Below are 16,535 nucleotides of genomic sequence, written 5' to 3'. Positions count from 1 at the left end.
GTCAGTCAAATATCCTTGCTGGGGGCGGTCGCTCTGTACTGACCTTGAAGCCCCAGCATCCATTGCGGGTACTCAATTGGCAAGGCGCTTACTGCCGCTAACGCGGCCAGGTCATCAGCGTCCAAGTTCAACTGACTGGCGTTAATGTTGTCTTGCAACTGTTCGAGTGTGCGTGCACCGATGATGATGGTTGAAACCGCTTTGTTGGACAAGACCCAGGCAAGTGCGATTTGAGCGACAGACACTTGATGTTTGTGTGCGATCGGACGCATGGTATCAATACAAGCATAAGCCCGGTCTTTATTCAGCGGCGGGAAGTCAAACGTCGAGCGACGTGCGTTATCGGGGCTCGCGCTTTCTGCGCTGAATTTGCCAGATAAAAAGCCGCCTGCTAGAGGGCTCCAGATCATCAGCCCTAGATGCTGGTCTTGGACAAGCGGGATAACTTCACGCTCTAAATCTCGCCCCGCGAGTGAATAGTAGGCCTGCACCGACTTAAACGATTCAAACCCTTGAAGCTTTGATACGCTGAGCGCTTTCATGATCTGCCAGGCCGCCATATTGCACAGGCCGATGGATCTTATCTTGCCAGCCCTGACGAGGTCGGTCAGCGCGCCTAGCGACTCTTCAAACGGGGTCAGGGGATCAAAGCCATGAACTTGGTATAGGTCAATATGATCGAGCTGTAATCGTTTCAGACTAGCATCGACCTCGTTAAAAATGTGGTGTCTCGATTGACCTCGTGCATTTGGCAAATGCTCATCCATCGGGCCCGTGGATTTAGTGGCAATCACCAGTTCGCTTCTTGGCAATCCGAGACTTTTGATCGCTTGACCGAGCAAAGTCTCGGATTCGCCCAATGAATAAACGTTGGCGGTGTCAATGAAGTTAATGCCTTTCTCGTAGGACGCTTTAACTAAGGCGGTGACTTCGGCCTGCGCCAAGCCACCCATCACTGCCCAGAATCCCTTACTACCAAAGGTCATCGTGCCCAAGCACAATTCAGAGACATACAAACCAGTACTGCCTAACAATCTGTAACGCATGATGGGGAAGCCTTTTTTATAATGCGGTGATAAGAAGCCTGACGAACTCGTTTATAACAGCAGTGATAACAGCAGTGATACGTCACTGGTGAGTGCGTTGACTCAGTTTGGGTTAGCCACCAGCGAACGCGCCACCGGTGCGAGAGGAGGCGGTATAGTTCGTCTCATTCGTTCTCAATTCATTCGGTGTCACGCTTTGCAATTTATCAACGATTCGCTCACGGTTTTCGTCACGGTCTTCGCGACCATGTTCCCCATTGTGAATCCTTTGGGCGGGGCGCCTATCTTCTTGAATTTCGTGACTGACTGCAGTCCTGAAATTAAGCGAAAGCTTGCACGGTCGGTTGCGGTGAATAGTTGCGTGCTTATGCTGGCGAGTATGTTGATTGGTCCCAAGCTATTGCTTTTTTTTGGGATCTCTTTGCCCGTCTTAAAAATCGCGGGTGGCGCGGTGGTGACCGCCATGGGATGGGGGCTGCTTAATCAGGCGCCCAGAGCCAAGGGCGACGCTAGCGAAAGCACCCGCATCAATGACGCCACAGCGATGAGCCATGCGTTTTATCCCTTGACGCTTCCCTTGACAGTTGGGCCAGGCTCTGTCGCAACAGCGATCGCCTTGGTTGCGAGCCGCTCACAGGCGTCCATTTTTAATGGCGATGCAGTCGTTAATATTGAAACAGAGATCTCGGCAATGGTTGGTGGCGTGATTGCCGTTGTGGCTGTATCGGTGGCGGTCTATATTGCGTACTGGAAGGCGTCTGATGTTGAGCGACTGCTGGGCGAGAGCGGCACTAACGTCTTTACCCGGCTCTTTGCGTTTATTCTGCTGGCCATTGGCGTTCAGATCGTGTGGGGTGGTATGCACAGTCTCATCCTTGAAGTGCTCAACGACTGGCCTCGCCCATAGTGACTCGGCTGGGCTACGACATTGAAATAAGGCTTCGTCCGACCAAAGCAGATGTCAGACGCTTAATATTGGCTGCTGCTTAAGACGGTAAATTGACGTCCTAAAAAGTGCTCTTCACTTTGAAAGTTACCGGCTAAGGGTCTTGGCCCACTGCGGTTGGGGCGGCGTATTTTGCCGTGTTTGATGAGTACTGCTATTTAATGAATACTGCTCATCGCCTTTAATGGCGTATAGCCATAGAGCCGCGCTTGCTGTCTGTGGTGCCCGGGGCCGGAATCGAACCGGCACGCCTTGCGGCGGGGGATTTTGAGTCCCCTGCGTCTACCAATTTCACCACCCGGGCGACACGCAAGCCGGCAATTATGGCACAAATTCTTCTGGACTTCAAAATCACCAGCTGTAACCGACTGAAATCTTTTAGGTAATGCACGACCGAACGAATGACTGACTTTGCCATCTGAGCCTTATAGACTGAATTTTTTTGTTGATGCAACAGAACGTGTGTTCGCGGTTGCGGCAGTCAGTCTTTACCTATCAGGAGATTTCTATGCGTACGAGACAAATGGTTTCCTATCTGGCCGCCACGCTCTTGTCAGTGTCGGCTTCAACGGTATTTGCTCAGGCTGCGATCACGCCCGCGGCCGAGGCTCAAACATCTGCCGCTCAAGCGACGAGTGAGGCAAGCAGTCAACAGGCAGCTCACGCCGAGGGCAAAGCGCAATGGCAACACGGCGAACACCATGGCAAGTGGTGGGCAAAGCGGCTGCAGCGAATGATGAAAATGGTGCATGCAACTGAGGATCAGCGGCATCAAATCAACCTGATTGCTGAAAATGCTCGCCATTCAATGACCGTTGAACTGGCAACCGTCCCGAAAGATGCGAAACTAACCCGTCAGACGATTTGGGAAAAAACCATGACTCAGGCGCGCGCAGATATCAGAGCTGTGTTGACACCCGAGCAACGTGCCAAACTTGATGAACAAATGGCTAAGCACCAGAATCAGCACAAACAGGGGTAACACTCGACCTATGCAATTAAGGACTTCACCACAAAGGTTGAATGTGACGACTGCCTTCGGTACGTGGTTGGCGATCGCTGCGGCAACGTGTCTGGTGGCCTCGTTGGCACAAGCGCAGTCTGCAACGATCCCAGTCCCCGTCGCACCCGCCCCGGGCACGCCCAAGACAACCCTGGCACCTTCAGTGCCCGCTCCAGCGGCGCGGCAATTGGTGCCGGTCACACAATTGACCACGCCACAGATTGAGTCCTTGGTGGCGGGTGTGGCGCTTTATCAAGATGGGTTGCTTTCGCTGATGTTTCTGGCCGCTGGGTTTCCAGCAGAGCTGGAGCAGGCTCAGTTACTGCAGCCCACCCTGTCTGGCGAGCTGCCCGACCAAGCGGCCCAGACCATTCGGATGCAGAATTGGGATCCAGCAGTCAAAGCGTTGCTGTCCTTTCCAGGTGTCCTGACCATGATGGCCACCCAACACGACTGGACGCGCCAAATGGGTGATTTGTACAAGTTTCGTCCGCAAGCGTTAATGCAGGCTATTCAAGTGTTGCGCAAACAGGCCCTGCAACTTGGGACGTTAAAATCCAGTCCGCAAATACAGGTCATGGTCGATAATCAAGGTCAGGTGCTCATTAACCCGGTCAATCCGCAGCTGATTTACGTCCCGCAGTACAACCCGACCGTGGTGTACGGGCCCTGGGCCTATGCAGCCTACCCACCTTATCCCATCTATAACCCTGGCTGGGGGCCCGTGGTCTTTGGTGCCGGCATCGCGGCCGGCGCGGTCATCTGGGCTACCCCGCATTGGCGTACGGGGGTCGTTGTCGTCAATCCCGTTGTCTACCAGCCGTTTGTGGCTCGCTATGGCTACGCAGGGGGATATCGTGGTTACGGGCCCCGACCTTACGGCGCTTGGCACGGTGGTCATCACCGTTGATCCTTGCCTGGCCGAGGCTTGAGCCTTGTCAAACGTCTCGGGTCTTGAAATCATTCGGTTAATCCCCATCTACTTCGCAGGTCGGTCTGGCTAGCGTGAGCGCTTGCCGTTGCTGGCCGCCTGTGCTTATCTGTAAACAACCTTTTTCGGTAGACCCCCTATGACTCAAGCTACTCCATCTGCAGACGCAACCCAGACGATGGGTTTTCAAGCTGAAGTTAAGCAACTTCTGCACCTGATGATTCATTCGCTCTACAGCAACAAAGAGATTTTTTTGCGCGAGCTGGTCTCTAATGCCTCGGATGCCTGCGACAAACTGCGTTTCGAAGCGATCGATCAGCCTGATTTACTGGCGGGCGATACAGATCTGCACGTGCGTGTGGATTACGACAAAGAAAACCGGACGATTACGATTGCCGATAACGGGGTCGGCTTGTCGCGCGATGAGGCCATTGCCAACCTTGGCACGATTGCACGCTCAGGTACCAAAGAGTTTTTCACTAAATTGACGGGTGATAAGCAAAAAGATGCTCAGCTGATTGGTCAGTTCGGGGTTGGGTTCTATTCTTCATTTATCGTCGCTGACAAAGTGACGGTTCGTAGTCGTCGCGCCGGGTTAGCGGCAAGCGACGGGGTTGAGTGGATCTCTGACGGTCAAGGTGAATTTTCGATTGCTCAAATAGACAAATCAAGCCGAGGCACCGAAGTCACCTTGCATTTACGCGAAGACGAAGATGATTTTCTGAGTAACTGGAAGCTCAGAGAGGTGTTGCGTCGTTATTCGGACCACATTTCGCTACCCGTTCAAATGCGTAAAGAAGAGTGGGATAAAGACAAGGGCGAGCAAGTCAAACACGACGAATGGGAATCGGTCAATCAAGCAAGCGCACTCTGGACACGCAATAAGTCTGAGGTCACGGATGAACAGTATCGAGAGTTTTATAAACACGTGTCGCACGATTTTGACGACCCGCTCGCCTGGACGCACAACCGTGTCGAGGGGCGTAACGAATACACCCAATTGTTGTTCATCCCCAAGCGGGCACCGTTCGACCTCTATGACAGAGAGGCTCGTCGAGGTGTCAATCTATACGTCAAGCGTGTCTTTATCATGGATGACGCAGAGCAGCTCTTGCCCTCGTATTTGCGCTTTGTGCGCGGGGTGATCGACTCTGCTGACTTGCCACTGAACGTATCGCGAGAGTTGTTGCAAGAAAGCCGTGACGTCAAGGCCATCAGAGAAGGGTCTACCAAGCGCGTGTTGAGCATGCTTGAAGACATGGCAGAGAACAAAAAGGACGACTACACGACGTTCTGGGCCGAGTTTGGCCAAGTACTAAAAGAGGGTACGGGTGAGGATGCAGCCAATCTAGAAAGGATCAGCAAGCTCTTGCGTTTTGCCTCAACTCACGAAATGGCAGAAGCGCAAGTCGTCACCTTGGCAGACTATGTCTCGCGGATGAAGGCGGGTCAAGACAAAATTTATTATGTAACAGCCGATAATTACCTGGGCGGTTACCACAGTCCTCAACTTGAGATATTCCGTAAAAAGGGCATCGAGGTATTGGTGCTTTCTGATCGGGTAGACGAGTGGATGTTGTCTCACTTGCGTGAGTTCGATGGCAAGTCTCTGGTGTCTGTTGCAAAGGGTGGGCTCGACCTTGAGGCTTTGGCGGATGAAGAAGAGAAAAAGCATCAAACTGAAGTCGCTGAGCAATTCAAACCATTGGTTGAACGTTTGCAAGAGGTGTTGAAAAGCCGCGTTAAAGAGGTTAGGGTCAGCTCTCGTCTGGTTGATTCGCCGTCGTGCGTCGTCGTCGGTCAAAATGAGCTGAGTCCGCATCTGCAGCGGATGTTGAAGGCAGCAGGCCAGGACGCACCCAGCATCTTACCTGTGTTAGAGATCAATCCCGAACATGCGTTGGTTCAAAAGCTTAACGGGGTGTCAGACGAGAGCTTTGACGATTGGGCAAGTATCTTGCTGGATCAAGCGTTATTGGCAGACGGTAGTCAGTTGCCCGACCCGACCGCGTTTGTGAAGCGGATCAATCAGTTGCTGCTGCACTGAGCGGTAGTGCCTGCCTAGTCAGCGCTGCTTGAACGCCGTGGCAGGCCACTCTGCCAGGGCGGCGTAGTGCGGCCAGTCGAACGCTTGCCCCGGATCAGTTTTACGGCCTGGGGCGATATCTGCGTGCCCTCTGACATCAGTCAACGGATAGGCTTGCCGCAAACATTGTGTGAGTTCACTCAGAGACGCATACTGGGCGGGCTCATAGGCAAGGGTGTCCGTCCCTTCAAGCTCGATCCCGATCGAAAAATCGTTGCACTGCTCGCGGCCATTGAACGCTGACACGCCAGCATGCCAGGCACGCCGGTCGGTCGATACAAATTGCGTGACATGGCCTTGGCGGTCAATCAAAAAGTGAGCTGAAACTTTCAAGCCTTGCAGATTGATAAACCAAGGGTGCGCATTGAGATCTATCTTGTTTAAAAATAAATCAGCAATATGAGGTGTGTTGAAAACGCCAGGTGGCAGGCTGATGTTGTGAATGACGAGCAGTGACACCGTCGTATTCGCAGGTCGGTCATTGAAGTTAGGCGAAGGACGGATGCTGACCTTGGAAGACAAGGCCAACCAGCCCCCATTCATCATTTGCATCGTGAGACGCTCTTAGCGCTGTGCGCCAAGCCGAGCATGGCGATCACTGCACCAGATGCCGGTTGCGGTCGTGATCGCCTCGGATTGCGGCAAGTGCAGCCCGCAATGTTCACAACAGACCATAGACTCAGGGTCGCCTTTTTGGCTGGGGCGTCTGCCAGCGTTGCCTAGGTCGTCGCCGCTGCGGTTGCTGCCGCCCGGGCTGTGCCGCGCCTGCTGATTGGCTCTGTCAGTCGCGCGAGCCCTAGCCTTCGTGCGATCGTTTGCTTGTTTATGAGCGACCAGTCGTGCGACAAACATCAAGCCAAAGAAGATGCCAATCCACATCATCAGTTTAGCCATGTCAAATCCTATGCAAAATCACGCCCAGTACAAACCGGCTGCCGGTGTAAGAGAGCAAGATGAAGGCAAAACCCGCTAAGGTGTATCGCAACGCTAGGCGACCACGCCAGCCTCTGAGCCGACGACCTGCCAGCAATACCCCAAAGGTCACCCAAGACAACAGGGTAAAAACGGTCTTGTGATCAAATGGCAGCCACCGGCCACTGATGGCCATAGAGATCATTGATCCCGTTGCAATGGCCAGCGTCAGCGCAACAAAGGCGACTGAGATGACTCTGAAGAGAAGCTGCTCTTGCGCAAGCAGCGATGGCTGCGCATCGAGCACGCGCCCGAGGGCCACACGTACCCCACTGCGTTTAGTCGTCTTTGTCGATCGAGGGAAGTGTAGTCGCCTGTCAAGCGCTGACATCAAAATAGCTTGGGCAGCCGATATGGTGATGAGGCCATAGGCACACAGGGATAACAAAAGATGACTTCGAAGCGCAGCGTTGTCAGGCCGTGCAATCAGTTGTGCCTCGGACGAGACGGCTGCCAAGGCGCAGACCAGCACACCAAGCGGCAAGAGCAACAGCAACAACCCATCGATGCGTACCAGCAGACTCTCAACCCAGAAAACAATGATCCCAAGCCAAACTGCCGCCGATAAGGCGAGCGACCAACTAATCAACAATTGCCCGTCACGCGCGATACCGCCGTACAGGGCGATGCCCTGAAAGATCAGGCCAGCGAGCACCCCAAGCCTGCCCCATTGACCGGCCAGAATAACCGTTTGACCAGACGTGAGAGCTCGCCATAATGCCAGCGCCAGCCCAGCATAAGAAAACGCAGCAAGAGTGTGAAATACAATAGCAGCAGACATTCCGGTATTGTACTGTGCCATTTTTGGGCAAAGGTGCTTTTACTTCCATTCTTACTACTTTGGTGCAACAGTTAAACCATGCTTGAAAACCTGACTGATCGTTTCGCCCGTGTCGTCAAAACGATGCGAGGTGAAGCGCGACTCACTGAAAGCAACATGCAGGATATGTTGCGCGAAGTTCGTCTCGCGATGCTTGAGGCTGACGTGGCCTTACCAGTTGTCAGGGATTTCATCGCTAAGGTGAAAGAAAAAGCATTGGGTGAAGAGGTAGTGGGCAGTTTATCCCCGGGGCAAGCACTGGTCGGGGTAGTCCACCAAGAATTGACTGCGCTGATGGGGGGTGATCTCGGGGCTGACGCGAGTGAGTTATCTCTCGCCATGCAGCCTCCTGCCATCATTCTGATGGCGGGTCTGCAGGGGGCCGGTAAAACGACGACCACCGGTAAGCTCGCCAAGTGGCTCTCCGAGGGCGGGCATGTCCAGCACGGTCGTAAAACGGGCAAGAAAAAAGTGGCCGTGGTCAGTGCCGACGTCTATCGACCCGCCGCGATTGAGCAGCTTAAAACGGTCGCGGCTCAAGTAGGCGTTGAATGGATACCGTCCGATCCGACGCAAAAGCCTGAAGACATCGCCCGCGATGCGGTGGATTACGCTAAAAAGCATCACTTTGATGTGCTGATTGTCGACACGGCGGGGCGGCTGGGTATTGACGAAGCGATGATGTTGGAAATCCGCGCCTTGCACGGCCTTCTGAATCCCATCGAAACGCTATTCGTGGTTGATGCAATGCAGGGGCAAGATGCCATCAACACGGCGCGCGCATTTGGTGAAGCCTTGCCGTTGACTGGGGTGGTGCTGACCAAAGTCGATGGCGACTCACGCGGTGGTGCTGCACTGTCGGTTCGTCATGTCACGGGTAAACCGCTCAAATTCGTCGGTGTCTCAGAAAAACTCACCGGACTTGAACCGTTTCATCCTGAGCGGATGGCTCAGCGAATTCTCGGCATGGGCGACATTTTGTCGCTGGTTGAACAGGCCCATCAGAACATCGACGTCGCAGAGGCGCAAAAGCTCGCGAATAAGATCAAGTCAGGCGACCGGTTTGACTTGAATGATTTCAAAGATCAATTGCAACAGGTCAAGAAGATGGGCGACATGGGCTCATTGCTTGAAAAGCTGCCTGCGCAATTTGCGCAAGCGGCTGGTCAAATGCAAAGTGGTCAGGCCGAGAAGCAAATGCGCCGAACTGAAGGCATTATCAACTCGATGACCCCAGCTGAGCGCAGCAAGCCTGAACTGCTCAAAGCCTCTCGCAAGCGCCGTATTGCTGCTGGGGCTGGTGTGCCCGTGCAAGAGGTCAATCGCATGCTCAATCAGTTTGAGCAAATGCAGGGCATGATGAAACAGATGAAAAAAGGTGGGATGGCTAAGATGATGCGGGCCATGGGCGGGATGAAGGCGCTCGGTAAGATGGGCGGTTTTGGGCGCTAATCCCCAAGCGCGACAATCTCAGTTTTTGATCTGATCGTAAAGCTGGTCTTCGCCATCGTTTTTCTCGCCGGTGACCTTCAAGAGTCGTACGAGCAAATTGTAGATATCAATGTTTTTAACGGTGTCTAGCTTCGTTACTTTGAGGTGAGGGCCCTGGGCAATAAAAAGCCCCTGCATATCCGCTGTGCTTGGGTCGTAGCCGTGCTGCCCGGGGATTACTTTTTGACCCGGTTTTGCAATCGTCGACCAACCCGGTTGAGCCAGACAAACAACGGTCGGTATCCTGCGGTGAGTGCCGAAATGGTATTGAGCGGGCATCGCTTCTTTCGCCCAGCAACTCATGTGCGTGTCTTGCTTCAACAGATTCAATAAGATTGGCGTATCGCTGGTATTGACGTCATAGCCCGCCAGCGGACCCGTCCACTGTATCTTTGCGCTCTCAACCCCTTTGGCGTAAACAGACAAGTCAATGGCGTGATCTGGCGTGACCTGCGCCATGCCGTGATCCGAGGTGATGACAATCGTGGTGAGTTCTCGCAATCCAAGCGTTTGAAGACCCGCTAACAGTTCACCGAGCGCGTGATCGACATTGGCGATCGCAGCATTCACCTCGGGACTCGTTGGCCCAAATTCATGTCCCTTGGCGTCAACCTCAGAGAAGTACAAGGTCGCAAAGTCCGCACGGGTTCGATCGGGTCGAGCCAGCCATCGCAACAACTGTTGTGCTCTGTCTGACGAGCTCAGCTTGTTGTCGTAAGGCAACCAATCGTTAGGGTGCATGCCGTGGTTCTCTGCCTCAGAACCAACCCAAAACAGCGTCGATGCAATTTTGCCTTGCTGTTCAAGCGTGACCCATAGCGGTGTGGCTTCGTCCCACCAGAGGGGGTTTTCGATGGCATTTCGATCAGACAGTTTAAATACCTGCTCGGTTCGAGAAGGGTCGTACATGGTGTTGTTGACGACACCGTTGTGATCAGGATAGAGACCAGTGACCTGTGAGTAATGATTGGGAAACGTAATAGAAGGGAACACCGGTTCGAATTTTTTCGCGTGTGCCCCTGTTTCAGCGAGTGCTAAAAGGTTGGGCGACAAGCCACGGTGGATGTAGTCATGTCGAAAGCCGTCGATGCTGACCAGCAAGACCAACGCTTTGCTTGGACTGCCGTGCGGCGCAGCGTGATTCGATACCTGTTGGGCGTTGGCTTGAAAAAAGAGGCAGGCAAACAGGGCCAGCACATATTTAAATGACATGTTCATAGGACGACCATCTACATGGCGGATTGACAATGGCTCTTGGTATAGCACGTCGCATTCATCGATTCGATCATGTTCGTGTCTCAGCGACACGCAGATGGCCAGACCGCAGGTGTTTGAGGGGCCCAAAGAGTTGATTACAGCTAATATTTCCTGTTGTAAGATCGATGACAAAATGTAAATGTGCTTGTCGGGCACCCCTTTCGTGATCGTAAGGATATCGTTTGCTGAAACGCTTTCGCTGTAGTTTTCTGGTCTCAGTCTTGCTCGCGGGGGATGTCTTAGCGGCAACGACTGAAACAAGCCGGCTTGATGACGCGGTAAAGATGGCTCGCGCTGGGCAGTATGACCAGGCATTGCCCCTCTTGCGAGAATTGGCCGACCGAGCTGATGGCCGACGAGCTCAGTACGATTTAATTGTGGTGCTGGATTGGGCCGGAAAGTACAGCGAATCGCTTGACCGATGGCTTGGCCTGAGCGATCAAGGGTCAGCCCCTGTGTACGTCAGATCCGCCGTGATGGATGCGCTGCTGCGGTCGGGACAGACTAGCGCTGCCATTGATCTGGCCAAGCAAGCCGTTGGCACTCATCCGCGCGAGGCTCAGTATTGGGTCCTGTTGGGGAAAGCCCATGAGGCTGCAAACAAACCCTTTGAAGCGCTCTATGCCTACGCGCGTGCCCAACGACTAGATCCACAGGATGAAGGTGCGCGGCTCGGGTTGGCCAGAGAACTTAGCTCGTTGGGTGCGCCTAACGGGGCCATTTTTGCGAGTCAGCAAGCAACCCCAGCATTACAAGCCAAGCGTGCCGCGGTCAGTGTACGTTGGGCCGAAAATATCGCCCCTCTGTCTTCCAAAGAAACTTTTGATCGAATCGATAAAGCCTTAGCAGACCTTGATCACTTAATCGAGATCGAGAGGGAAAAAGCCCCGCTCAACAAAAACTTGCTGATCGAACTCATGGGAGATCGTGCAGTTGCACTGCGCCAGCGACAAAAATGGCAAATGGCGCTTGATCAGGTCGACGCTGTGCGTCAGCTTGGGCCTGTGCGCAGCTACGTCAGGCACGCAGAGGCGGATGCCTTGCTGGCGCTTCGCCGGCCCGAACTGGCAAGACTTGGATATTTGGAAGTGCTCGTTGTTGAGCCAAAAAACCGAGACGCAAGGCTAGGGCTGATCTTTGCAGAGGCGGATTGTGATCACCCTGACGCGGCGATCAGTCTTGCGGATGAGATGGCTGCAGAACTATCTACCTGGAAGTATTTTCCAAAAATCATCCAACCAACGCCCAACGATGATTGGCTGGATAGTCAATTAATGGCCGCCTTGATTCGCAGTTGGTCTGACATGCCCGACCAAGCCTGGGATCGTATCTTGCCACTGGTTCAAGGGGCACCCGCCTCTGTTCACTTGCGGTTGGCCTTGGGTTCAGTCGCGGCCGCTCGCGATTGGCCAAGACGGTCGGATCAAGAAATCAAAATCGCCGAAAGCCTTGAACCCGCCAACAAATCAGTACAAATTGCACTTGCCGAATCGGCAACGCGGCGCGCTGACTGGTCGCGCGCTCGTGACATATTGACGGATTTGAGCGCGACTTATCCTGATGATCTGGCGGTCAAGCGTCTTGCCCGAGACTATTCGCACCACGACCAGTACGAACTGCACGTCGAGTTTGTGAATCAGGATCAGTCAGGGGCTGCTTTAGCGGCACCGGGCTCTGGTTACGTGGCGTCATCGCGGCTGTATTCGCCAACCCTTGCTGACCGTTGGCGCATGGTTATTCAGACCGATAAGATGATGACGACGGTCCCCGAAGGGGGGGTCGCGGTCAGAAACCGCTTTGGCGCAGGGGCAGAATACAGAACTGGTGATTTGACCGTAGAGAGTCTGGTTTGGCAAAACACGGGCAATATCAACGCGCTAGGGGCTAGCGTGCAGGCAAGCTGGCAGCCCACCGATCATTGGGGGTTTTCTGCTGGTCTAGAACAGTATGCAGCTGATACACCCCTGCGTGCGATCTACAACGGGACGACCTCCAACTCACTGAACTTGAGCACCACCTACACCTGGAACGAATCGCAGTCGGCCAGGTTGCTCTACAAGCCCTCTTTGTTTACCGACGGCAATTCTCGTCAAATGGTGAACGCTAGCTATTCTCAGCGCGTGATCAATAGGCCGGGTTTCAATTTGACGTTGACGCCCTCGCTTTACGCCTCAAGCAACTCGTCACAAGACGTGTCGTACTTCAGTCCTTCAAGTGATTTTGCCGCAAACCTTTCGGCTAAAGCTGAAGGGATTCTTTATCGTCGCTACGACCAAGTGTTTGGACATCGCTTGATTGCGGGTGTGGGTATGTATCAACAAAACGGTTATGCAACGGGTCTGATCAATGACGTTTCCTATGAGCAGTTCTATCGTCCCGATTCCGACTATGAATTCAAGTACGGCGCAGGTATGACGCGCCGAATTTACGACGGCGTCCCTGAGGATAGCTATATCCTCTACTTCCAAATGGTTGCAAAATTTTGAACATGAAACGTTTGCTCATCATTTTATTGCTGTTGTTTGCTCGGCCAGCGTTCGCAGTTGATGCGATTGCGCCTGGTCAACGCTTTGTTTCAATTGCGTTGCACGATGTCGTGGATACCCCTGCGGAGCTCGAAGCCGAAAGCCTGACGACTGATCATCTGGTCGCTCTGTTTGATTTTTTAAAGGGAGATGGCTGGACAGTGATCAGCTTGGATGATGTCGCTGCGGCGAATCAAAAGATCAAACCGTTGCCCGAAAAGTCGATTCTGATCACGTTCGACGATGGGTACCGAAGCCTGTACACCAGAGTCTACCCGCTGATACAGGCCTATCACTATCCTGTGGTGGCTGCCCTGGTTGGCCAATGGATGGATGGACCCATGGACGGGAACGTTTCTTATGGCGGCGAGATGGTGCCCAGAAGCAAGTTTCTGAGTTGGGATGAAGTCAGAGAAATGCAAGCGTCGAAACTCGTCGAGTTTGCTTCGCACTCTCACTCTTTGCACGCTGACACGGCTGCGAACCCGCACGGCAGCCGCATGCCTCGCGCGATTACGCACCGTTTTAACGACTCGCTCGGGGCCTACGACACCGAGGCAGAATATGAGTCGGAGATGATCGAAAACTTCAAGCTCGATCGGGCGTTGTTCGTGAAAGAACTCAAAAAGCCTGCGCGAGCGATTGTGTGGCCATTCGGGCGATATTCTCAAAAAACCATCGATGTCGCAAAGTCAGCTGGTTTTAAGTTTGCGTTGACGCTCGACCCCGAGCCCTCGAACGCCGCTGACCTGATGCGGCTTTCGAGGTTTTTCCCAACGGGCAATCCTACGTTGGCAGCCATGATTGATGCCATGCGGTTTCAAGACGGATTCCCCAACGTGCAAAGACTGGTTTGTCTCGATCCTTCGCAAATTTATGCCAGTGATTCCAATGAATTTGATCGTCGCCTTGGCTTGGCGGTCGAACGGATGCGGTCTCTTGGCGTGACGGCAGTCGTCATCAAGACCACTGCGCCCAATGAAGCAGGCGAGCTGACGAGCTGGTTCCCCACGCAAGCAACGGGTGTTCAAGCCGACGCGTTATCCCGCATTTCGTGGCAATTGCAAACGCGGGCTGGGGTCAAGACCTATGCGTGGATCCCACTGGGCGAAATGATCGATACAAAAATGGCGTCAACAAAAATTAATGAATGGTTCGTAGACTTGGGCAGGATGGTGCCGCTCTCTGGATTATTGATTGACGAACTTGACTTGCCTGGGACAGCCGAGACTTTGACCAAGACTCCTGATCTCAAGGGGCCGTGGGAAGTCAGAAAAAATCGGGATTTGATTGATCTGACGACACTAAAAACTTATGAAAAATTGGGACTATCTGGTTTTGAGGCGACGCATTTTTATCGACCGACACTGAGTTTATTGACCACCACCAAGAAAGATATCTCGCCAAGTCTATTGAGTAATGCGGTGGATTTAACCTTGATTGCTGGCACGAGCGAGGTAGAGCCGGTGACGCAAAAAATACGTCAACTCGATCAGCTTGGGTTGCTTAACAAGGAATCACAACGACGTCGTACGGGCCTCTGGCTCACCGATGGTCATGAGCCACCACAAGCTAAAAACCTGGTGGCCGATACCTTGACGCTGCAGATGCATCAAGGGACGGCGATTGGTTGGTGTCCGGATTTGGTCTTAGAAGATCTGCCAGCCTCAAAAGAGATTCAAGCAACTGTTTCGGCGGCCTCGTTTCCGTTTAAACCATGACCTCGACGCCTCTTGAACTCGCGCTGACGTATCTGGGCTTGTTTTGCTTTGGATTTCCGTTCGTCATGTCATGGTACTGGATGTCTGGTGCAATGCTGTTCTATTTCATCAGAGAGCGTCATCAGCCCAATCCGGATTGTCCGCCCACGCTGAATAATTACCCCTTGGTGTCGCTACTGCTTCCGTGTTTCAACGAAAGCCAGCAATTGAGCGAAACCTTGGCAGCCATTAGCAAAGTGCAATATCCGAATTTTGAAATTATTGCGATGAATGATGGGTCAAGTGACGATACGCTCAGTCTATTGGATCAGTACGCCCGCGAGATGCCGCAGTTGCGGGTTGCCAATTTGCTCAAAAACCAGGGGAAATCCACCGCCATGAATGTCGGTGCCTTCATGGCGCGAGGGCAGATTTTGGTGTGTATTGACGGCGACGCCCTGATTGACCCTCATGCACTGACATGGTTTGTTGCGCGCTTTCAATCCGACTCGGAGGTAGGGGCTGTGACGGGTAACCCCAGAATTCGCAATCGCACCACCTTGCTCGGTAAGTTGCAGGTGGGTGAGTTCTCGTCCATTATCGGTGTCATTAAGCGAACTCAATCGGTGTACGGATCGTTGTTCACCGTGTCTGGCGTGATCTGTGCATTTCGTAAAGTTGCCATTATGCAAACTGGCATGTGGTCACCCGGTGCGATGTGCGACGATGTAGATTTGACGTTGAGAATTCAAATCGCTGGGTGGCGAGTGACCTTTGAGCCCAACGCGCTGTGTTGGATTTTGATGCCTGAAACATTGGTGGGTTTATGGCGCCAGCGACTGCGCTGGTCCGAGGGGGGCACACAGGCCGCGATGAATTGCATTGGGGAAATCGTCAGAAAGCGGCGTTTGAGGATGGTGCTCATCTGGACTAATTTTTTCATGAGTACGACGTGGGCTGTTTGTGTGTTGATTCTTCTGCCAGCGTTTTTTGTGTCTGGGTTATATGACCCTAACGTGAAGCTCAACTTAAACAACCTGCATGGGTGGGGCAGCGAATTGCTGATTTCGACCTATATTCTGCAATCGGTGGTTGCGCTCTCTTTGGATCGCCGGTACGAGAAAAACAGTTTCCGCAGCCTGTACTGGTTAATTTGGTACCCCCTTCTCTTTTGGGTGTTACAGGCCGTGACTGCTGTGGTGGGTTTCGTACGAGCCTGTGTGCGTCCATCCGGTGAACGCGGTCGCTGGATCAGCCCGGATCGAGGTCTTAAATGAAACGCCAAAGCGACACCGAAGTTAACCCTTATTTAATTGTTCGGTCGACAAAGTCTTCAGCCATTGTGTTCAGAGACTTCTTACTAACCGTACTCTGCTGGCTGCTGGTCATTGCCTTACTGAAAGACGTCTGGATCTTGATCTACGACTTCTTGAAGGATCCTATTTTCGTGTTGTTACCGTTAGATACCCCCGACTGGCAAAGCATCTGGAATCGGTTGAAGCTATTCGTTTATGTGTCGATCGTGTCGATTGCTTGGGTGTTGGCGTTAGCGACCTATCGTTACAACGTCATCCGACGTACCCATCACCAATTTAAAGCATGGGCTGCTCACGATTTGCACACGCTGGCTGACTATGCTGAACAATATGGTTCTGTTGCACAGGTGCCATGGCATTCATATCGCCACGCGGATATTCACTTTGACTCAAACGACGAAATTATCGGTGTGACAGAGCGCTCGGTCTGACAGACTTTGTC

General features: G+C 53.1%; 14 protein-coding genes and 1 tRNA gene. 9 read left to right on the top strand and 6 right to left on the bottom strand.

Annotated elements, in window-relative coordinates; all coding sequences use genetic code 11:
- Positions 1-5: 5 nt before the first annotated feature.
- Complete coding sequence (locus AC1W8Y_RS01755; protein ID WP_482012739.1) at positions 6-1,046, bottom strand: aldo/keto reductase; 1,041 nt, start codon at positions 1,044-1,046, stop codon at positions 6-8.
- A gap of 88 nt (positions 1,047-1,134) precedes the next feature.
- Between AC1W8Y_RS01755 and AC1W8Y_RS01750 the strand changes: the two genes are divergently transcribed.
- The gene (locus tag AC1W8Y_RS01750) at positions 1,135-1,953 is read left to right on the top strand and encodes a MarC family protein (RefSeq protein WP_482012738.1); all 819 of its coding nucleotides are present in this window, start codon (positions 1,135-1,137) and stop codon (positions 1,951-1,953) included.
- A 258-nt stretch (positions 1,954-2,211) separates the two neighbouring features.
- Here AC1W8Y_RS01750 and AC1W8Y_RS01745 read toward each other — a convergent pair.
- Positions 2,212-2,296: transfer RNA gene (locus AC1W8Y_RS01745), tRNA-Leu, on the bottom strand.
- A 204-nt stretch (positions 2,297-2,500) separates the two neighbouring features.
- On the opposite strand from AC1W8Y_RS01745, the gene AC1W8Y_RS01740 reads away from it, so the two are divergent.
- The 3 genes from AC1W8Y_RS01740 to htpG all read left to right on the top strand — a co-directional run bounded on the left by AC1W8Y_RS01740 (position 2,501) and on the right by htpG (position 5,973).
- Complete coding sequence (locus AC1W8Y_RS01740) at positions 2,501-2,974, top strand: hypothetical protein (protein ID WP_482012737.1); 474 nt, start codon at positions 2,501-2,503, stop codon at positions 2,972-2,974.
- 10 nt (positions 2,975-2,984) lie between these two features.
- Positions 2,985-3,905 (top strand): DUF3300 domain-containing protein, encoded by a 921-nt coding sequence (locus tag AC1W8Y_RS01735; protein WP_482012736.1) that lies wholly within the window; start codon positions 2,985-2,987, stop codon positions 3,903-3,905.
- A gap of 160 nt (positions 3,906-4,065) precedes the next feature.
- On the top strand, positions 4,066-5,973 hold the full coding sequence (htpG, locus tag AC1W8Y_RS01730; RefSeq protein WP_482012735.1) for a molecular chaperone HtpG: 1,908 nt from the start codon (positions 4,066-4,068) through the stop codon (positions 5,971-5,973).
- A gap of 18 nt (positions 5,974-5,991) precedes the next feature.
- Here the strand turns inward: htpG and ampD are convergent, their stop codons facing one another.
- From ampD to AC1W8Y_RS01715, 3 genes are read right to left on the bottom strand one after another with little or no spacing between them, the layout of a single operon-like run.
- Positions 5,992-6,564 (bottom strand): 1,6-anhydro-N-acetylmuramyl-L-alanine amidase AmpD, encoded by a 573-nt coding sequence (ampD, locus tag AC1W8Y_RS01725; protein ID WP_482012734.1) that lies wholly within the window; start codon positions 6,562-6,564, stop codon positions 5,992-5,994.
- A 12-nt stretch (positions 6,565-6,576) separates the two neighbouring features.
- Positions 6,577-6,906 carry a PP0621 family protein gene (locus AC1W8Y_RS01720; protein WP_482012733.1) on the bottom strand — a complete coding sequence of 110 codons (330 nt, stop codon included), beginning with the start codon at positions 6,904-6,906 and terminating at the stop codon, positions 6,577-6,579.
- Between the two features lies 1 nt (position 6,907).
- Positions 6,908-7,765, bottom strand: coding sequence for a cytochrome C assembly family protein (locus AC1W8Y_RS01715; protein WP_482012732.1), 858 nt, complete (start codon positions 7,763-7,765; stop codon positions 6,908-6,910).
- Between the two features lie 78 nt (positions 7,766-7,843).
- On the opposite strand from AC1W8Y_RS01715, the gene ffh reads away from it, so the two are divergent.
- Positions 7,844-9,256 (top strand): signal recognition particle protein, encoded by a 1,413-nt coding sequence (gene ffh / locus AC1W8Y_RS01710; RefSeq protein WP_482012731.1) that lies wholly within the window; start codon positions 7,844-7,846, stop codon positions 9,254-9,256.
- An 18-nt stretch (positions 9,257-9,274) separates the two neighbouring features.
- Here ffh and AC1W8Y_RS01705 read toward each other — a convergent pair whose 3' ends face one another.
- Complete coding sequence (locus tag AC1W8Y_RS01705; protein ID WP_482012730.1) at positions 9,275-10,513, bottom strand: alkaline phosphatase family protein; 1,239 nt, start codon at positions 10,511-10,513, stop codon at positions 9,275-9,277.
- 221 nt (positions 10,514-10,734) lie between these two features.
- Here AC1W8Y_RS01705 and pgaA point away from each other — a divergent pair, with 221 nt between their 5' ends.
- Genes pgaA through AC1W8Y_RS01685 form a run of 4 tightly spaced genes read left to right on the top strand, consistent with a single transcriptional unit; the run spans position 10,735 to position 16,524 of the window.
- A complete protein-coding gene (gene pgaA, locus AC1W8Y_RS01700; RefSeq protein WP_482012729.1) occupies positions 10,735-13,038 on the top strand; it encodes a poly-beta-1,6 N-acetyl-D-glucosamine export porin PgaA in 2,304 nt (767 codons plus the stop codon).
- Between the two features lie 2 nt (positions 13,039-13,040).
- Positions 13,041-14,798 (top strand): poly-beta-1,6-N-acetyl-D-glucosamine N-deacetylase PgaB, encoded by a 1,758-nt coding sequence (gene pgaB / locus AC1W8Y_RS01695; RefSeq protein ID WP_482012728.1) that lies wholly within the window; start codon positions 13,041-13,043, stop codon positions 14,796-14,798.
- Entirely contained in the window at positions 14,795-16,054 is a 1,260-nt protein-coding gene (gene pgaC / locus AC1W8Y_RS01690; RefSeq protein WP_482012727.1) for a poly-beta-1,6-N-acetyl-D-glucosamine synthase, read from the top strand. The genes pgaB and pgaC overlap by 4 nt, the downstream gene beginning before the upstream one ends.
- Positions 16,051-16,524 carry a hypothetical protein gene (locus AC1W8Y_RS01685; protein ID WP_482012726.1) on the top strand — a complete coding sequence of 158 codons (474 nt, stop codon included), beginning with the start codon at positions 16,051-16,053 and terminating at the stop codon, positions 16,522-16,524. The genes pgaC and AC1W8Y_RS01685 overlap by 4 nt, the downstream gene beginning before the upstream one ends.
- The last annotated feature ends 11 nt before the right edge of the window (positions 16,525-16,535 follow it).

The organism is Jezberella sp. (assembly GCF_964834465.1).
The sequence above is the reverse complement of the archived record's forward strand: the minus strand, read 5'-3'. Positions and strand labels throughout refer to the sequence as shown.

Bases quoted from the DNA above. Each gene is read 5' to 3' on its own strand.
- AC1W8Y_RS01720 (WP_482012733.1), bottom strand. From the start codon at position 6,906: ATGGCTAAACTGATGATGTGGATTGGCATCTTCTTTGGCTTGATGTTT.
- AC1W8Y_RS01735 (WP_482012736.1), top strand. From the start codon at position 2,985: ATGCAATTAAGGACTTCACCACAAAGGTTGAATGTGACGACTGCCTTC.
- pgaB (WP_482012728.1), top strand. From the start codon at position 13,041: ATGAAACGTTTGCTCATCATTTTATTGCTGTTGTTTGCTCGGCCAGCG.
- AC1W8Y_RS01715 (WP_482012732.1), bottom strand. From the start codon at position 7,765: ATGTCTGCTGCTATTGTATTTCACACTCTTGCTGCGTTTTCTTATGCT.
- AC1W8Y_RS01705 (WP_482012730.1), bottom strand. From the start codon at position 10,513: ATGAACATGTCATTTAAATATGTGCTGGCCCTGTTTGCCTGCCTCTTT.
- AC1W8Y_RS01685 (WP_482012726.1), top strand. From the start codon at position 16,051: ATGAAACGCCAAAGCGACACCGAAGTTAACCCTTATTTAATTGTTCGG.
- pgaC (WP_482012727.1), top strand. From the start codon at position 14,795: ATGACCTCGACGCCTCTTGAACTCGCGCTGACGTATCTGGGCTTGTTT.
- htpG (WP_482012735.1), top strand. From the start codon at position 4,066: ATGACTCAAGCTACTCCATCTGCAGACGCAACCCAGACGATGGGTTTT.
- AC1W8Y_RS01755 (WP_482012739.1), bottom strand. From the start codon at position 1,046: ATGCGTTACAGATTGTTAGGCAGTACTGGTTTGTATGTCTCTGAATTG.
- AC1W8Y_RS01740 (WP_482012737.1), top strand. From the start codon at position 2,501: ATGCGTACGAGACAAATGGTTTCCTATCTGGCCGCCACGCTCTTGTCA.
- ampD (WP_482012734.1), bottom strand. From the start codon at position 6,564: ATGCAAATGATGAATGGGGGCTGGTTGGCCTTGTCTTCCAAGGTCAGC.
- ffh (WP_482012731.1), top strand. From the start codon at position 7,844: ATGCTTGAAAACCTGACTGATCGTTTCGCCCGTGTCGTCAAAACGATG.